Genomic DNA, 15,418 nt, shown 5'->3' with positions numbered 1-15,418 from the left:
TAAGGATAAATTTTTGAAACATTCAGAAAATTTCTATTTTTACCAATCCGTAAACCCTAAATTGTCATAGCACAGTGGAAGAAAGAGAAAGAGAAGAATTGTTTTCAAAACGTATTAGAGCAGGAAAACGAACGTATTTTTTTGATGTGAAATCGACCCGTTCAAACGACTATTACATTACTATTACTGAGAGTCGCCGCTATCAAAAAGATGATGGTTTCGCTTATGAAAAACACAAGATGTTTTTGTACAAAGAAGATTTTGATAAATTTGTTGAAGGACTTCAAGAAGCCGTAGATCATGTAAAACATGAATTATTGCCAGATGTTGATTTCTCACAATTTAATCGTGATGAAGAAGACAGTATCGGAGGTTTTGGCAGTGACTTGAAATGGGACTAATCAGCATTTCAAAATAGGCTTACTCGAATTTCAATCGGGTAAGCCTATTTTTTGGCTACATTACCAACGAATCAGTGCCGAACCCCAAGTAAATCCACTACCAAAAGCTGCCAAGCAAACCAAATCGCCGTCTTTTACTCTGCCAGTTTCCCAAGCTTCGCAAAGTGCTATCGGAATGGATGCCGCAGTTGTATTACCATATTTTTGGATATTGTTCATTACTTTTTCCTCTGGCAAGCCCATTTGCTGACGTACATATTCAGAAATTCTGAGATTTGCTTGATGTGGTACTAACAAATCAATATCAGTAGGAGCTAATCCATTTTTGTCCAAAGCTTCTTTAATTACTTCAGGAAAACGCACAATGGCGTGTTTGAAAACCGCATTGCCGTTCATAATTACTTCACCAGTACTTTTATCGTTGAGTAAATCATCGTAAAATCTTTTTTTACGGCTACTTCCCGGGTCTTTTACATACAAATCTTCTGCATACTTTCCGTCGGCGTGTAAGTGCGTTGAAAGTATTCTATGGTTTTCGTCTTCGGTAGCTTGTACCACCACTGCACCCGCACCATCTCCAAAAATAACAGCGACTCCTCTGCCTTCATTACTTTGATTCAAGAAAGTAGATTGAATTTCAGAACCAATCACCAAAATATTTTTGTACATTCCAGAACGAATAAATTGGTCGGCAACAGACAAAGCATATACAAAACCCGAACACTGGTCACGAATATCTAAAACGCCCACATTCGCCATGCCCAATTCTCTTTGCATGATAAAACCCGGCCCAGGAAAGTAGTAGTCGGGAGTAATAGTAGCGTAAACGATAAAATCAATTTCTTGAGCAGTAGTATTGGCTCGTTGAATCGCAATTTTGGCAGCTTCTGTTGCCATAGAGGCATTGGTATCTTTGCCATAAGTAAAGTAGCGACGTTCTTTGATACCCGTTCGCTCGGTAATCCAAGCATCCGAAGTATCCATAAGTGTCTCTAAGTATTGATTGTTGATGATGTTCTCAGGCACATAATGCCCGATGCCCGCAATTCTTGAGTAAGTCATAATTGATATTTTAAAAATCACACAAAATTATGACTTTTAATGAAATTGTTAGATTATTTTAAGAAACTATCTCAAGCTATAAAAGTTAAAAGAAAGCTGTACTTGAATTATACATTCTTATTGATTGTTAAATTCTTAGAAATAAAATATTATCTATTTTTCTTTTAAATTTGCTTCGAACAAAGAATAAAAAGATGCAACAATTCAAATTTGATAGAGAAAAATGTACTTCGGTGTTGTTGTACATTACTAAAAACTTGGAAAAGGCTGATTTTTTGCGTGTATTCAAGGTTTTATATTTTGCTGAAAAAGAACACTTAGCTCGATTTGGTCGTCCAATTGTTGGGGATAGCTATATTGCCATGAAGCATGGGCCTGTACCTTCTACAATTTATGCTGAATTAGGTAACATAAGAAGTGGAATCGGTAAAATAATTGATGGTGTTGTGAATAACAATATTAGCTTTTCTGATTATTTTGAAGTAAAACCTGACAATATCATTATTGCTAAAGTTGAACCTGACGTAGAAGATTTTTCGGCATCAGAACAGGAGTGTCTGGATAAGTCTTTGAATGAAAATAAAGATTTGTCTTTCAACGAATTGTCGGAAAAATCACATGATTTAGCTTGGAATAGAGCTAACATGAATGACGAAATGGATATTTTGGATATTGCAGAATCGGGTGGAGCGAGTAAAGAAATGCTTCAATATATTTCTGTTTTAGTAGAAAATGAAAATCTATCTTTTGTATGACGGATTTAAGTGACTTCTTTCCGCAGTCCTACCGAGATGATTTTGCGGAAAGAAATGTTCAAAAAGGTGCAATTATCAGAGTATTCGTTAAGGACGCTAAACCACCTAAAATTAAACGATTTATCATTATAGGTTTTTCAAATGATAAAGTTTTACTCGGAACGGTTTTCATTAATTCAGAAATTAATCCGAATATATTCAAAACAGAGGATTTGAAAAGTCTTCATATACCAATTGACGCCAAGAGTCATGAATTCATTGACCATGATTCATTTATTGATTGTTCAAAAATTCAAGAAAGAAGTTATGAAGAAATTAAACAACTTCTTTCAAAAGACTCAGAGTGTTTAAAAGGAATAGTCTCAGAAACAACTATGAAAGTTATCTCTGAGACTATTTCAAATGCTAAAACAATTTCTTCTAAACAGAAGAGAAAATTTGGTTTCTAAACCGCAAAACTTTCTCCACAGCCACAAGTACGAGTGGCATTAGGGTTTTTAAACTGAAAACCTTTGCCATTCAAACCATCTGAGAAATCAAGCTCTGTACCTGCTAAGTATAAAATTGACTTTTTGTCAACCATGATTTTTACGCCTTTGTCTTCAAAAACCATGTCAGTCGGCTGAGGTTGTGAAGCAAAATCAAGATTGTACATCAAGCCTGAGCATCCGCCTCCTTCAACAGCCACACGAACGTTGAAATCACTTGTAAGACCTTCTTTCTGACGTAATTCTATAATTTTATTTGCTGCTATTTCTGTTATCGTTACCATATCTTTATTGAAATTTGATGCTGTTTTATATTTTCTAACGGCAAAAATACGCCAAAAGTTCATAGTATTGAGTAGCTGTACCGCAGCTATAAAGAATATTTTCCTATTTCAAGGGCAAATGTACTTCTGCCATCATACAACGTGCCGAGCCTCCGCCGTTTCCTTCAATCATCGAAAGGTCGAAATGGCGAATGGTACAGAAATTTTCTAAAGCTTGAAGTTGTACTTCATTCAGTGAATTAAAAGCAGCACTCGACATCACCAAGATATTTTCTCCACGCTGATTTTGTACTTCCAACATATTGCCTGCAAATTGATTCATTTGTGCCAAGCTGATTTCAATTACTGTTTTGCCATGACTTTCTAATGAATTTTTTACTTTCAAGCGTTGCTCTGCATTGGGAATGGCTTCGAGACAAATAACAGAAAATTTTCTGCCTACACACATCAATACATTGGTATGATAAATCTGTTTACCATTGCCATCCACTGCGTCGAATGATACAATTTCATAACCGCTTTTTTGGGCAAAAGCCTCAAGTACTTCTGTATGGGTGCGTGGAGCTAAACAAGCATAAGCAATTTTGTTGATTCTATCCAAAACCATAGAACCAGTACCTTCTAAATACTTTTCTTCTTGTTCAAAAACAGACAAATCAACGGTTTGTTTTACTGCAAATCTTTCAGCCAGTTTTTCAATAATGTCCTCACGACGTTCTAAACGGCGATTTTCTGCTTGCATTGGGTACAGAATTACCGTTCCGTCGCTATGAAATGAAACCCAGTTGTTTGGAAAAATTGAATCTGGCGTATGCGGATTTTCGGTATCTTCTACCACAATAATATCCACACCTGCTTTTCTTAACTCTTCAACCATCTGGTCAAATTCTTGTAAAGCAATCTGCTGAGAAGTCGCTTGCGTTTCTTGCCCAAAAGCTTGGTTTTGAAAAGCATTTGAAACAGCCGTTTGTTCATTAAATCCAAAACGAACAGGGCGAATCATTAAAATATGAGAAGTAGTCTGATATTGCATAAATGAAAGTGATGAAATTTTTGTTAAAAACCACTTCTTAAAATTGGCATCGACATACAGTGCGAACCACCTCTTGCTCGTGATAATTCAGCAGAAGGAAGCATGATAAAAGTATTGTTAATGGTTTCTGGCGAACGTTTGCCCGTTTCAAAATCATTCAATAAATCTTGCATTCTGATGGTTTCGTAGCCCATTTCTCTGAAAGCGTCAAGGGTTTTGTCGTTTCTATCATAGCCGATTACCACGCCTTCTTTTACTGCCAAGAGATTACACGAATCTGTCCATTGTTCTCTTGCTCCATAAGGAAATTCATTATTTCCCGAATAAATAAATTTCACATCAAGCGGATTACAGCCGAGATCGTGAATAGAAATTTCTCTTAATAAAGCTTCCAAACTTTCTACTTCACGGGGTTCGTGTTCTTGCCCACGACGAAACTGTACAATGTGTACTTCTTCGGCTTTTTTCGAGGGAAGTAAACCTGCTTTAATCAATACTTGGTCTTCGGCTTTTAGCTGAGACTTCGCCAGAGAACCTAACAGTACCCAAGTATCACGTTTTACTTGCGTAAAAACGGTGTCGATGTGCATATAATCACGCTTGTTCGGAATTTTCACCAACGTAATTTTATCCACTACTTTTTTCTGGAATAAAATCTTAATTACTTGTTTGGCTGCATTTACCGTGGTTCTTTCAGAAATACCTATTAATAAATGGTTTTTTGCTACCATCATTACGTCGCCACCTTCCAAAGTCGTTTGGGCTTCGTTGGCTTCGTATTCTGGCAACAAGAAAAGTGTTTCATTGTCGGGAATTTCAATCAAATTTTGACGAACTGATTCGAAAATTGGATGATTGAAAAAGATATATTGAACCAAAAGTGCCTCACGAGTACGAGCTTGTTTTTTGGGACGGTTTAGCAAAATATGGTCGTTGATGGTAATGCCAATATCACGAGTAAAAATAAAATTCGGAATTGGTGGGAAAAGCATTTCACCCGAAGGAGTACTTCCCGAAATCAATGTTTTCGCCAATTCGATAGGAGGGAGGTTGAACAATTCATCGTGCGTACTGTACCATTCTTTTTCGATGGCACAAGCTGCCGCTACAAGTTTCATTCTTACCAAATCATTTTCTAAAATGTCTGATAATAATTTTTGAAGCTCAATTACTTTGTCGGAATTAAAGTACTCAGGATTGTCAGGTTTAAAGAAATTGCGTTGTGGATCGGCATCTATTGCCGCTAATTTACTTTTGATTTTGTCGGGGTCGAGGAAATAGAGTAATGTTTTTACGTAATAATCATATTCTTGACGACGCATCGTGTCTAAGTGAACAATGTCTTCAAAAAGCCAGTCTTGGGCTTTTGAAGGTACAACTTTGCCCAAACCACTGTCTGGACTGTGGATGAGTAAACGTCGAAGTGTGCCAACTTCCGAAGAAACTTTGATTAAATTTTCCATAAAAAATATTGATGAAAATTCAGATTTTTCGCAAGTACTCATTATTTTTTTCCATTGTCAAGCCCACTTTGAAAAGTAATTTTTAAATCATGCCCTATTCAATTTAAACTCGGTTTTTGCTGAAAAATATTTTTTTAGCCGAAAAATCTACGAAGAATTTTTGAAAGTATCAGCGTATTAAATCAACATAAAAAAAGCTTATAGATGGAATTGATTTTTGACATGATTTTGATTGATAAAAGGAACGTTTAAAAATGTTTTTGTAAAATTTAATGATTTTTTTAAGCTCGAAACCCCGAAAAATATACTTTTTCACAAACTTTTTCGCCTTACTTAGAGTTGTTCTAAATAAAGTATAGTATTTCAACCATACAATATTTAATTTTGTAACATGATTTAGGATTGATATTGATTTTTTCGATAAAATGAGTTCGTTGAAAAATATCATCTTACAAGGTTTAGAAATTAATAGATACAATGCTCAAAATAGACAATTTACAGGCGAAAATCGGGGAAAAGCAAATCCTCAGAGGAATTAATCTTGAAGTAAAAGCAGGAGAAGTACACGCAATCATGGGACCGAACGGTTCTGGAAAAAGTACTTTGGCTTCTGTGTTGGCAGGACGTGAAGACTACGAAGTGACTGGCGGAAGTGTTGATTTTAACGGAACAGATTTATTAGAATTGGCTGCCGAAGAGCGTGCAGCAGAAGGCGTTTTCTTGGCATTCCAATATCCAGTTGAAATTCCAGGAGTTTCAACAACTAATTTTTTGAAGACTGCTGTAAACGAAATCCGCAAGTATCGTGGTGAAGAACCAATGGATGCTGTTCAGTTCTTGAAAATGTTTAAGCAAAAAATGGCTTATGTAAATATCGACCAATCACTTTTAAACCGTGCTTTAAACGAAGGTTTTTCGGGTGGTGAAAAGAAGAAAAACGAAATCTTCCAAATGGCGGTACTTGAACCAAAATTAGCTATTTTGGATGAAACTGACTCAGGACTTGACATTGATGCTTTGCGTATTGTGGCAGAAGGTGTGAACAAATTGAAGTCTCCAGATAATGCTGTGATTGTAGTTACGCACTATCAGCGTTTGTTAGATTACATCGTTCCTGATTTTGTACACGTTTTGTACAAAGGTCGTATTGTGAAATCTGGTACAAAAGAATTGGCTTTGGAGTTGGAAGAAAGAGGTTATGACTGGATTAAGGCCGAAGTAGATGCAAAAGAATTAGGCGAAACCGTTGCTTAATTGTAAGAAGATTTTTGGTGAGTAGTCGTTTTCGGCTACCACAACAATATCAAATTTATCATGGATAATAAAAATTCATTAAAAGCCCAATTGATTTCAGATTTTCAGGCGATAGAAGGACGCATGAATGGCGAAGCAAAATCTGCTGTGCATCAAGTACGTCAGGAAGCATTGAAAACTTTTGAAACATTAGGCTTTCCGACTATAAAACACGAAGAATGGAAATATTCAAACGTAAAGAATTTAGTAAACCAATCGTTTGAATTTAATGCTGTTTCTGATTTTTCGGCAAAAGATGTTGAGGCTGCTGCGATTCCCAATCTTGAAGGCAATATCCTTTATTTTGTGAATGGCGTTTACAATCCTGAGCTTTCAACCATTGTTAGTCCATCTTCTGAATTACAAATTTTTACTTTTGCCGAAGCCGTGAAACAAGAACCTGCTTTGGTAGAAAAGTATTTCAATAAATTCGTTGATTCAGCCAATAATGCTTTTACAGCTTTAAATACAGCTTTTGCACATCACGGTATTGTGGTAAATGTGCCAGCGAATAAAGTAGTAGCACAGCCGATTATTTTACGTTTTATTGCAGATGCACGTAAGGTAAATGTAGCCGCACAACCCCGTAATTTGATTGTAGTTGGTAAGCGTTCTGAAGTACAGATTGCAGAAGCTTTCCGTTCATTGGGCGAAAATACTTCTTTCACCAATGCTGTTACTGAATTTGTGGTTGAAGAAGAAGCGAACGTACATTATTATAAAGTACAAAACGAATCAGATAAAGCTTATCACATTGGTACAACTTCGGTTTATCAAGCTGGCAAATCTGTTTTTACGGCGAATACAATTACAGCAAATGGCGGTTTTGTAAGAAATAACCTCAATATTAAAATTGACGGCGAGTACGCAGAAGCGAATATGTTTGGTTTGTACATTCCAAATGGCAAACAGCATATCGACAATCATACTTCTGTTGACCACGCAAAACCAAATTCAAATTCTAATGAATTATACAAAGGAATTTTGAAAGATAGTTCTGTGGGCGTATTCAACGGAAAGATTTTCGTTCGTGAAGATGCACAGAAAACCAATGCGTTTCAGTCTTGTAAAAACGTATTGATGTCTGAAAACGCTTCAATGAATACAAAGCCACAATTGGAAATTTGGGCAGATGATGTAAAATGTTCGCATGGTACAACCACTGGTCAATTGAACGAAGATGCTTTGTTTTACATGCAAGCACGTGGTATTTCAAAAGACTCAGCAAGAGCTTTGTTGATGTTGGCTTTCGCTCAAGAAGTGATTGATAAAATGGAAATTCCTGCTATCAAAGAGTATTTGCAGGAATTGATTATAGATAAGATTTATCAAGGTTAAGCCTTGAAATGACAGTTTCAAATAATGCACCATTGGCAAAATGACAACGACCGAAATTTTAGACATAGAGAAAATAAGAGCTGATTTCCCTATCCTTGACCAAAGTATCAATGGAAAAAAATTAGTTTACTTTGATAACGCCGCTACTACGCAAAAGCCAACAGCGGTAATCGAAGCCATTGCTCATTATTATAACTTTGATAATGCCAATATTCACCGAGGTATTCATACTTTGGCGGAAAGGGCTACTCGTGATTTTGAAGCGTCCAGAGAAGCCGTTCGTGATTTTTTAGGAGCTTCTTCTACCGAAGAAATCATTTTTACTTCTGGAACAACACAAGGCATCAATTTAGTAGCGAGTACTTTTGGTAGAAAATTTATCAAAGAAGGTGACGAAATTATTGTGTCGGGCATGGAACACCATTCCAACATTGTGCCGTGGCAAATGCTTTGTGAAGAAAAAGGAGCTATTTTAAAAGTAATTCCGGTTACTGATTTAGGCGAATTGGATTTGGATGCTTACGAAAAATTACTTTCTGAGAAAGTAAAATTAGTAACACTCAACCATGTTTCTAATTCATTAGGAACAATCAATCCAGTGAAGCAAATCATTGCGATGGCACATGAGTACGGAGCAAAAGTGTTGATTGATGGAGCTCAGGCTACTTCTCATTTCAAGATTGATGTTCAAGATTTGGATGCTGATTTTTATGCTTTTTCAGCTCATAAATTGTACGGCCCAACAGGAATGGGTGCTTTGTACGGAAAAAAAGACCTTTTAAATGCCATGCCTCCGTACATGGGAGGCGGTGAAATGATTAAGGAAGTAAGTTTTGAAAAAACTACTTACAACGAATTGCCTTATAAGTTTGAAGCTGGAACACCCAATATTGCTGACGTTGTGGCTTTGAAAACCGCTTTAGCATACTCAGATTCTTTAGGTCGTGAGAATATTGCGGCATACGAAGATATGCTTTTGGCTTATGCTACCGAAAAATTATCTGAGATTCAAGGATTAAGAATCATTGGTCAGGCAGAAAAGAAAGTATCAGTTGTAAGCTTTGTGATTGACGGTATTCATCATCAAGATATTGGTGTTTTGCTTGATAACCAAGGAATTGCTGTAAGAACGGGACATCACTGTACTCAGCCTTTGATGAAAAGGTTTAATCTTTTAGGAACTTCCAGAGCTTCATTTGCGGTTTATAATACAACTGAAGAGATAGATAGATTAGTTGCTGGACTTCACAGAGTAAGAAAAATGTTATTGTAAGTATCACAATACATTTTCAGAATTTTAGAAGAATTTATGACAATCAACGAAACACAAGACGAAATCATTGAAGAATTTGAACTTTTTGACGACTGGGCAGATAAGTACGAATACATCATTGATTTAGGTAAAAAATTAAAAGGTTTACCCGAAGAGCAAAAAACCGAAGATAATATCATCAAAGGTTGCCAAAGTAGAGTTTGGTTGAATGCTCGGGAAGAAAACGGCAAATTGATTTTTGAGGCAGATTCAGAAGCGATTATCGTAAAAGGTTTGGTGAATATGCTTATTAGAGTACTTTCAAATCACACGCCTGCTGAAATCTCCGAAGCTGATTTGTATTTTATTGATAAAATAGGCATGACTTCACATTTGGCTCAAACACGTTCAAATGGTTTAGCTTCAATGGTGAAACAAATGAAAAATTACGCTATCGCTTATACTCTGAAAGCGTCTTAATTGAAAACTAATCCTGAAATAACCATGTCAGAAGAAGAATTAAAAGAAGAAGTAATCAAGGCTCTCAAAGGCGTTTATGACCCAGAAATTCCTGTGGATGTATATGAGTTGGGATTGATTTATGACATCAAGATATTTCCTGTCAATAATGTTTATATTTTAATGACGCTTACTTCGCCTTCTTGTCCATCGGCAGAAGCAATTCCTGTGGAGATTGAGCAAAAAGTTCGTGAAATTGAAGGCGTAAGTGATGTGAGTGTTGAACTAACTTTCGACCCACCGTATTCTCAAGACATGATGTCGGAAGTAGCCAAATTGGAACTTGGTTTCATGTAAGCGTGTTTCGTTAATGGTTTGATAAATGTTTATTCAAACCTTTTTTATTTAGCATACCCATATTTGAAATGTTTCTTTGAAGAACAATTTTCAAATAGACTATTTTTCAAATTTCAAACTTTATATTTATGTATCCAGAATATTTAGTAGCTCCAATGCGTGCAGACATCGTAGAAGGAGGATTCAAAGAATTAAAAACGGCATCAGAAGTTGATGAAGTATTAGCTGAAAAAGGTACTACTTTAGTGTTTATCAACTCAGTTTGTGGATGTTCAGCTCGTACTGCTCGTCCAGGTGTAAAAGAAGCTGTTTGGAATTCAGTTAAAAAACCAGAACATTTAGTAACTGTTTTTGCTGGTGTTGACCAAGAGGCTACTCAAAAAGTTCGTGAATATCACTTACCTTATCCTCCATCATCGCCATCAGTAGCTTTGTTCAAAGACGGTGAATTGGTTCATTTTGTAGAGCGTCATCATATCGAAGGTCGTTCGGCTGAAATGATTGCTGGTCACTTAGAAATGGTTTTTGAAGAATTCTGTGCTTAATTCTTTTTAATTTTTTCATAAAAAAAGGCTTTTAGAATCTGATTCTAAAAGCCTTTTTTTATGAAAAATCTTTGTTTATTTTTTCTTGTATTGCTCGATAATTCGATAAATCGTTTTCTGTGTTTCCAGATTTTTAAAGTACTCAAACATCAATTCATGTCCTTCGTAGCTTAATACCAAAGCCGTTTCTAAATAATTAAATGCTTCTTGAAACTTTCCTGCTTTGATTAAATAAATAGAAGCTCTGTAATACAATTCTGCTTCTTCTGGCATAATATCAATGGCCGAAATCATCAATTCTGCTGCCAAAGTATAATCTCCTTGTTCATGCACCAAAGCTGACCATTTTATCCACGCTTCTGGATTAATTGGTTCAAGTTCAGCAGATTTTTGATAGGCTTCCATTCCAGTAGTGATGTTACCTAAATTAGTTTCTGCATCCGCCAAAGCCAACCAATAATAAGCATTCTTATCATCAAAGCTCATGGCTTTTTTAATGAAATGAATGGCTTCAATCCAACGTTTCATTTCGCATAAACAAATCCCAACACCGAAATAACCGTCGTCCCAATTAGGGTCAAGCTGAATGGCGTACTTGTAGTAGTGAATAGCTTCAGAAAAACGTTCTTGGCGTTCAATACTTGCTCCGAGGCAACAATACACTTCTGGACTAATATCTTCGTGTTCAAGACAATAACGGTAATTTTCTTCTGCTTTTGCCCAATTACTCAAATTCATATACGAATTTCCTAAGTTGAAATACGCAGATGAAAACTTATCGTTAATCGCAATGGCATACTCATACGCATCCGCTGCTTCTTCAAATTTGCCTAATTTAGAGTAAGCAATACCGATGTTGTACCAAGCATTCTCAGAAAAAGGGTCAGTATCAATAAATTGCTGATAATAAGGTAAAGACTCTTCCAGTTTCCCGATTTCATCCAAACTATTGGCTAATTCATACAGTGCATTTTCATTGTTAATGTTTGCTTCGATGGCTTGTTTAAAAGCTGCTACGGCATTATGATGTTTTCCCCAACTTTGATATGCCAAGCCAATATGGAAATATACTTCGTCACGGTCTTCGGCAATATCTAAGATTTCAGTCAGCAATTCTATGGCTGTTTGATAGTCACCTTTTAAATTGTAAATAGTACTTTTTAAATAAATGGTATCGCTATCAAATGGGTTGAAAAGTTCAGCTTGTTCTACTACTTCAAGTGCTTCATCGTGTTTTCCTTGATTAGCAAGTAGCTCTGCTTTACAAAGCATAAGCTCTAAAGAGTAAGGATATTGCTCAAGAGCAATATTACAGGCTTGCATGGCATCGTCTATTTTCCCTTCTTCCATATAATGCTCTACGATGAGTTCGTAGGTATCAAGGTCGAAAAATGAGTTTTCCCTACGTTTGAGCATAGACTCAAAACGCCTCACTGAATGTAGTGTGTCCTCTTGGCGGTCTTCAAAATCTTGTTCCATCATTGATTGTAGGGGGGTGAGGTGATGTTTACTGTGGTTGGTAATTAATCATTTGAAATTAAAAAATCAATTTCAATGCCTGACTCTCTTATTGCTAAGATAAAAAAAAACTTTTAATTTTCCAACATCCCTTAATTCCTTGCTTAATATTCAATCAAAGCAAGGAATTTTCTAAATATTATTTTAAAGCTAATTGTACTTTTCCTTGAGCTTACTACAAATACGTTCAAGGCTTTCATCCAAATTTTTAAAAGAAAAACCAATGCTATTTTTTAGTTTTTGGTTTTTATAAAAGAAATGATGATTCGCTGAAATAGCAGTTTCTTTTGTAAGTAAGGGTGCATTTCCCGTAAACTTACTTTTCAGGGCTTCTACTCGCCAAAGAATAGCAGTAAGCATTTTACTGATAGATTTTTTTGGAGCTTTTTTTCCCAACAACAAAGCCGTCTTCTCAAAAAAATCTTTGTAAGTTATACTTCCGGCATTGAGGATAAATCTTTCGCCAGAAATATCCGAACGCATCAATTGAAAAATACTTTCAGCTACATCTTCAATATCAACGTAATTCAATGTTCCGTTCGGGTAATAGCGATGTTCTTCGTTAGCATATCTGAACAATTGTGTACTACTTTTGTTCCAATTTGCTTCGCCAAGAATGAGTGAAGGATTGACAATCACACAATTTAAGCCTTCTGAAAACCCACGCCATACTTCCATTTCTGCCAAATACTTCGATTTTGCATAATTTGAATTAAGGGGACTTTCTTCCCAAGTAGCTTTTTCGTCGATTTCTATCACAGCTTTTACCGCATTTTCATCTGGAACTTTTCTACCCAAAGCTGCGACGGAACTTACAAAACATAATTTTTTTACGTTTTGTGATAAACAACTGTTGACGACATTGGCTGTACCTTCGATATTAGTTTTAAACATCAAGTCACGGTCTTTTGGGGCAAATGATACAATTGCTGCGGTATGCACCACCCAATCAACCTCTGCGATGATTTTTTCTAAAGCCAATACATCCAGTACATCGGCTTCGTGCCATAAGATTTGTGACTGAATATCTTCAATCAGCGACATGTCGCTGTTATTTCTTTTTAGTCCAATTACTTGATAGCCAGCTTTTAAAAAACGTTTGGCTACAAAACTTCCCACCAAGCCAGTAATGCCAGTGATAAGGATATTTTTGGGTTCTTGAATCACAATAATTTTAACATAGAAACATTCACGTACATTTGTAACTACAAAGGTAAATCCAAAACATTAGAAACAATTATAAAGTGATAAAGAAAGCATTTATAGATTTAGGAACGAATACTTTTCAGCTACTTATTGTAGCTCAAGATGGCGAAAACTATCAAAAAATCCATGAGGATAGTTACGCCGCAAAAATTGGTTTAGGAGGAATTTCTTCGGGCATCATTACAGAAGAAGGTATCCAAAGAGCGATTGTGGGCTTGAAGTACTTTCAAGAAAAAATGGATGAAGTAGGCGGAGTGACCCTCGAAAATATTTTTGCAACGGCTACCAGTGCGGTAAGGAATGCCAAAAACGGACAAGCGTTTTGTGAACGAATCCTTGAAAAAACAGGCATTGCCATCAATGTAATTTCGGGTGAAGAAGAAGCTGGCTTGATTTATGAGGGAGTAAAGCTGGGTACAAAAATCGGGAAAAGTACTTCTATGATTTTAGATATAGGTGGCGGTTCGGTTGAATTTATTATTTGTAATGAAGACAGAATTTTCTGGAAACAAAGTTTTGAAATTGGCGGACAGCGTTTGATGGATAAATTTATGAATTCCGACCCGATTTCACCTCGCTCGGTACAATTGCTTAAAAACTACTTAGAAGAACAACTATTGCCATTAACAAATGCCGTTCATCAGTATGCACCGGTGAGTATTATTGGCTCGGCGGGTTCTTTTGAAACTTTAGTGGATTTGTACTATATGAAGGAATTCGGGCATTTACCACCCACAGAACAGGTCTCTTTTGAGCTTCCTCTTGCCGAATTTTACGACTCATTCTTGAAAATTGTCGCTGGAAATCATGAAGAAAGAATGGCTTTGCCGGGCATGATTAGCCTCAGAGTGAATATGATTGTGGTGGCAGTTGTACTTATCGACTTTATCTTGAAGCGTTATGATATTCAACAAATTAAGGTGTCTAATTTTGCTTTAAAAGAAGGAGTACTTAGCCGTCATTTAGGCAAGATATAAATAAAAACGCTTTGGAATGGCTTTATTATAAATGCTTTATTTATAGCGTATTGTGCTGGAGATGGATAATTTATGAAAGATATTTTTCCATACTTGTATATCTGATTAATCATTTTTTTTCGTTAAACTTGTTAAAAAATTAAATAACCCTCAACATTTATTTTCATTGATTCAAGCCTAATTTACAACTTGACTCTTCGTAATCCGTAAAACACTATGCAGACCTTCCTAAGTATTCTCTTACAAACCAATGTTATTTCTCCTGATTCTGTTTCTGCTGTTACGTCAGCCACTCCAGTAAGTAATGCTGATGCCGAAATGAATATTCTGAATCTCTTGGAAAAAGGTGGATGGGTAATGATTCCGATTTTTATTCTGTTCGCTATTGCATTGTTCTTGTTTTTTGAGCGATACTTCTATATTCGTAAAACCGCAAAATTAGATAATACCTTTTTGTATTCAATCCGTGAAATGTTGTACAGCGGAAATGTAAAAGGAGCTATCAATTATTGTAAAAACTCGCAATACCCGATTGCAAGATTATTAGAAAAAGGTTTGAACCGCTTGGGTTCTCCGATTAGAGACATCGAAACTGCGATTGAAAATACGGCAAGAGTAGAGATTTATAACATGGAGAAAAATCTTACCTATCTTTCGGCTATCGCTAAAATTGCTCCCATGTTTGGCTTTTTAGGTACTGTTTCTGGTATGATTCGTACTTTCCATAATATTTCAGTGGCAAATAAAATTGATATTAGTACCATTGCCAGTGGTATTTATGAAAAAATGGTAACCTCTGCCACAGGTTTAATTGTGGGGATTATTGCTTACTTTTTCTATACCATTCTTACTTCTATGATTGACCGTGCGGTAAACAAAATGGAAATTACAGCCATCGACTTCTTAGATATTTTGCATAAACCAGCTTCTAAGTAGTGATTGGTAAATAGTGATTGGTGATTAGTATTCAGCAATCACTTATGGTAA

The 15,418-nt window shown here is 36.0% G+C and carries 17 protein-coding genes; 11 read left to right on the top strand and 6 right to left on the bottom strand.

Annotation, left to right across the window (positions count from 1 at the left end):
• The first annotated feature begins 74 nt into the window (after positions 1 to 74).
• Complete coding sequence (locus tag VB248_RS07755) at positions 75 to 401, top strand: DUF3276 family protein (protein ID WP_323296185.1); 327 nt, start codon at positions 75 to 77, stop codon at positions 399 to 401.
• A gap of 60 nt (positions 402 to 461) precedes the next feature.
• On the opposite strand, the gene VB248_RS07750 is transcribed toward VB248_RS07755, so the two are convergent.
• Complete coding sequence (locus tag VB248_RS07750) at positions 462 to 1,463, bottom strand: 3-oxoacyl-ACP synthase III family protein (RefSeq protein ID WP_323296184.1); 1,002 nt, start codon at positions 1,461 to 1,463, stop codon at positions 462 to 464.
• 194 nt (positions 1,464 to 1,657) lie between these two features.
• Here VB248_RS07750 and VB248_RS07745 point away from each other — a divergent pair, with 194 nt between their 5' ends.
• Together VB248_RS07745 and VB248_RS07740 are read left to right on the top strand one after the other, a co-directional pair.
• Complete coding sequence (locus tag VB248_RS07745; protein ID WP_323296183.1) at positions 1,658 to 2,218, top strand: Panacea domain-containing protein; 561 nt, start codon at positions 1,658 to 1,660, stop codon at positions 2,216 to 2,218.
• Complete coding sequence (locus VB248_RS07740; RefSeq protein ID WP_323296182.1) at positions 2,215 to 2,667, top strand: hypothetical protein; 453 nt, start codon at positions 2,215 to 2,217, stop codon at positions 2,665 to 2,667. Before VB248_RS07745 ends, VB248_RS07740 begins: the two co-directional genes overlap by 4 nt.
• Here VB248_RS07740 and VB248_RS07735 read toward each other — a convergent pair.
• The 3 genes from VB248_RS07735 to VB248_RS07725 all read right to left on the bottom strand — a co-directional run bounded on the left by VB248_RS07735 (position 2,664) and on the right by VB248_RS07725 (position 5,486).
• Complete coding sequence (locus tag VB248_RS07735; protein WP_323296390.1) at positions 2,664 to 2,990, bottom strand: HesB/IscA family protein; 327 nt, start codon at positions 2,988 to 2,990, stop codon at positions 2,664 to 2,666. The genes VB248_RS07740 and VB248_RS07735 overlap by 4 nt on opposite strands.
• 103 nt (positions 2,991 to 3,093) lie before the next feature.
• On the bottom strand, positions 3,094 to 4,023 hold the full coding sequence (gene ctlX, locus VB248_RS07730; RefSeq protein WP_323296181.1) for a citrulline utilization hydrolase CtlX: 930 nt from the start codon (positions 4,021 to 4,023) through the stop codon (positions 3,094 to 3,096).
• A 23-nt stretch (positions 4,024 to 4,046) separates the two neighbouring features.
• On the bottom strand, positions 4,047 to 5,486 hold the full coding sequence (locus tag VB248_RS07725) for an arginine deiminase family protein (protein ID WP_323296180.1): 1,440 nt from the start codon (positions 5,484 to 5,486) through the stop codon (positions 4,047 to 4,049).
• Positions 5,487 to 5,963: 477 nt separating this feature from the next.
• Between VB248_RS07725 and sufC the strand changes: the two genes are divergently transcribed.
• From sufC to VB248_RS07695, 6 genes are all read left to right on the top strand, one after another.
• Positions 5,964 to 6,740 (top strand): Fe-S cluster assembly ATPase SufC, encoded by a 777-nt coding sequence (gene sufC, locus VB248_RS07720; protein ID WP_323296179.1) that lies wholly within the window; start codon positions 5,964 to 5,966, stop codon positions 6,738 to 6,740.
• 60 nt (positions 6,741 to 6,800) lie between these two features.
• The gene (gene sufD, locus VB248_RS07715; RefSeq protein ID WP_323296178.1) at positions 6,801 to 8,117 is read left to right on the top strand and encodes a Fe-S cluster assembly protein SufD; all 1,317 of its coding nucleotides are present in this window, start codon (positions 6,801 to 6,803) and stop codon (positions 8,115 to 8,117) included.
• 40 nt (positions 8,118 to 8,157) lie between these two features.
• A complete protein-coding gene (locus tag VB248_RS07710) occupies positions 8,158 to 9,390 on the top strand; it encodes a cysteine desulfurase (protein ID WP_323296177.1) in 1,233 nt (410 codons plus the stop codon).
• Between the two features lie 36 nt (positions 9,391 to 9,426).
• Positions 9,427 to 9,849: a SufE family protein gene (locus VB248_RS07705; RefSeq protein ID WP_323296176.1), complete on the top strand. Its 423-nt coding sequence runs from the start codon at positions 9,427 to 9,429 to the stop codon at positions 9,847 to 9,849.
• A 24-nt stretch (positions 9,850 to 9,873) separates the two neighbouring features.
• Positions 9,874 to 10,185: a DUF59 domain-containing protein gene (locus VB248_RS07700; protein WP_323296175.1), complete on the top strand. Its 312-nt coding sequence runs from the start codon at positions 9,874 to 9,876 to the stop codon at positions 10,183 to 10,185.
• Positions 10,186 to 10,313: 128 nt separating this feature from the next.
• On the top strand, positions 10,314 to 10,730 hold the full coding sequence (locus VB248_RS07695) for a BrxA/BrxB family bacilliredoxin (RefSeq protein WP_323296174.1): 417 nt from the start codon (positions 10,314 to 10,316) through the stop codon (positions 10,728 to 10,730).
• A 75-nt stretch (positions 10,731 to 10,805) separates the two neighbouring features.
• Here the strand turns inward: VB248_RS07695 and VB248_RS07690 are convergent, their stop codons facing one another.
• Positions 10,806 to 12,212: a tetratricopeptide repeat protein gene (locus VB248_RS07690; RefSeq protein ID WP_323296173.1), complete on the bottom strand. Its 1,407-nt coding sequence runs from the start codon at positions 12,210 to 12,212 to the stop codon at positions 10,806 to 10,808.
• Positions 12,213 to 12,398: 186 nt separating this feature from the next.
• Complete coding sequence (locus tag VB248_RS07685) at positions 12,399 to 13,415, bottom strand: SDR family NAD(P)-dependent oxidoreductase (protein WP_323296172.1); 1,017 nt, start codon at positions 13,413 to 13,415, stop codon at positions 12,399 to 12,401.
• 77 nt (positions 13,416 to 13,492) lie between these two features.
• Between VB248_RS07685 and VB248_RS07680 the strand changes: the two genes are divergently transcribed.
• The gene (locus VB248_RS07680) at positions 13,493 to 14,431 is read left to right on the top strand and encodes a Ppx/GppA phosphatase family protein (protein WP_323296171.1); all 939 of its coding nucleotides are present in this window, start codon (positions 13,493 to 13,495) and stop codon (positions 14,429 to 14,431) included.
• Positions 14,432 to 14,647: 216 nt separating this feature from the next.
• Complete coding sequence (locus VB248_RS07675; RefSeq protein ID WP_323296170.1) at positions 14,648 to 15,367, top strand: MotA/TolQ/ExbB proton channel family protein; 720 nt, start codon at positions 14,648 to 14,650, stop codon at positions 15,365 to 15,367.
• The last annotated feature ends 51 nt before the right edge of the window (positions 15,368 to 15,418 follow it).

Origin of the sequence: Arcicella rigui (genome assembly GCF_034929435.1) — a bacterium.
GTDB lineage: Bacteria > Bacteroidota > Bacteroidia > Cytophagales > Spirosomataceae > Arcicella > Arcicella rigui.
Note: the sequence above shows the minus strand (reverse complement) of the source record. Positions and strands in the feature narration are given on the sequence as shown.

Excerpts from the sequence above, each read along its gene's own strand:
- VB248_RS07750 (WP_323296184.1), bottom strand. The coding sequence starts at position 1,463 with ATGACTTACTCAAGAATTGCGGGCATCGGGCATTATGTGCCTGAGAAC.
- VB248_RS07745 (WP_323296183.1), top strand. The coding sequence starts at position 1,658 with ATGCAACAATTCAAATTTGATAGAGAAAAATGTACTTCGGTGTTGTTG.
- VB248_RS07740 (WP_323296182.1), top strand. The coding sequence starts at position 2,215 with ATGACGGATTTAAGTGACTTCTTTCCGCAGTCCTACCGAGATGATTTT.
- VB248_RS07735 (WP_323296390.1), bottom strand. The coding sequence starts at position 2,990 with ATGGTAACGATAACAGAAATAGCAGCAAATAAAATTATAGAATTACGT.
- ctlX (WP_323296181.1), bottom strand. The coding sequence starts at position 4,023 with ATGCAATATCAGACTACTTCTCATATTTTAATGATTCGCCCTGTTCGT.
- VB248_RS07725 (WP_323296180.1), bottom strand. The coding sequence starts at position 5,486 with ATGGAAAATTTAATCAAAGTTTCTTCGGAAGTTGGCACACTTCGACGT.
- sufC (WP_323296179.1), top strand. The coding sequence starts at position 5,964 with ATGCTCAAAATAGACAATTTACAGGCGAAAATCGGGGAAAAGCAAATC.
- sufD (WP_323296178.1), top strand. The coding sequence starts at position 6,801 with ATGGATAATAAAAATTCATTAAAAGCCCAATTGATTTCAGATTTTCAG.
- VB248_RS07710 (WP_323296177.1), top strand. The coding sequence starts at position 8,158 with ATGACAACGACCGAAATTTTAGACATAGAGAAAATAAGAGCTGATTTC.
- VB248_RS07705 (WP_323296176.1), top strand. The coding sequence starts at position 9,427 with ATGACAATCAACGAAACACAAGACGAAATCATTGAAGAATTTGAACTT.
- VB248_RS07700 (WP_323296175.1), top strand. The coding sequence starts at position 9,874 with ATGTCAGAAGAAGAATTAAAAGAAGAAGTAATCAAGGCTCTCAAAGGC.
- VB248_RS07695 (WP_323296174.1), top strand. The coding sequence starts at position 10,314 with ATGTATCCAGAATATTTAGTAGCTCCAATGCGTGCAGACATCGTAGAA.
- VB248_RS07690 (WP_323296173.1), bottom strand. The coding sequence starts at position 12,212 with ATGATGGAACAAGATTTTGAAGACCGCCAAGAGGACACACTACATTCA.
- VB248_RS07675 (WP_323296170.1), top strand. The coding sequence starts at position 14,648 with ATGCAGACCTTCCTAAGTATTCTCTTACAAACCAATGTTATTTCTCCT.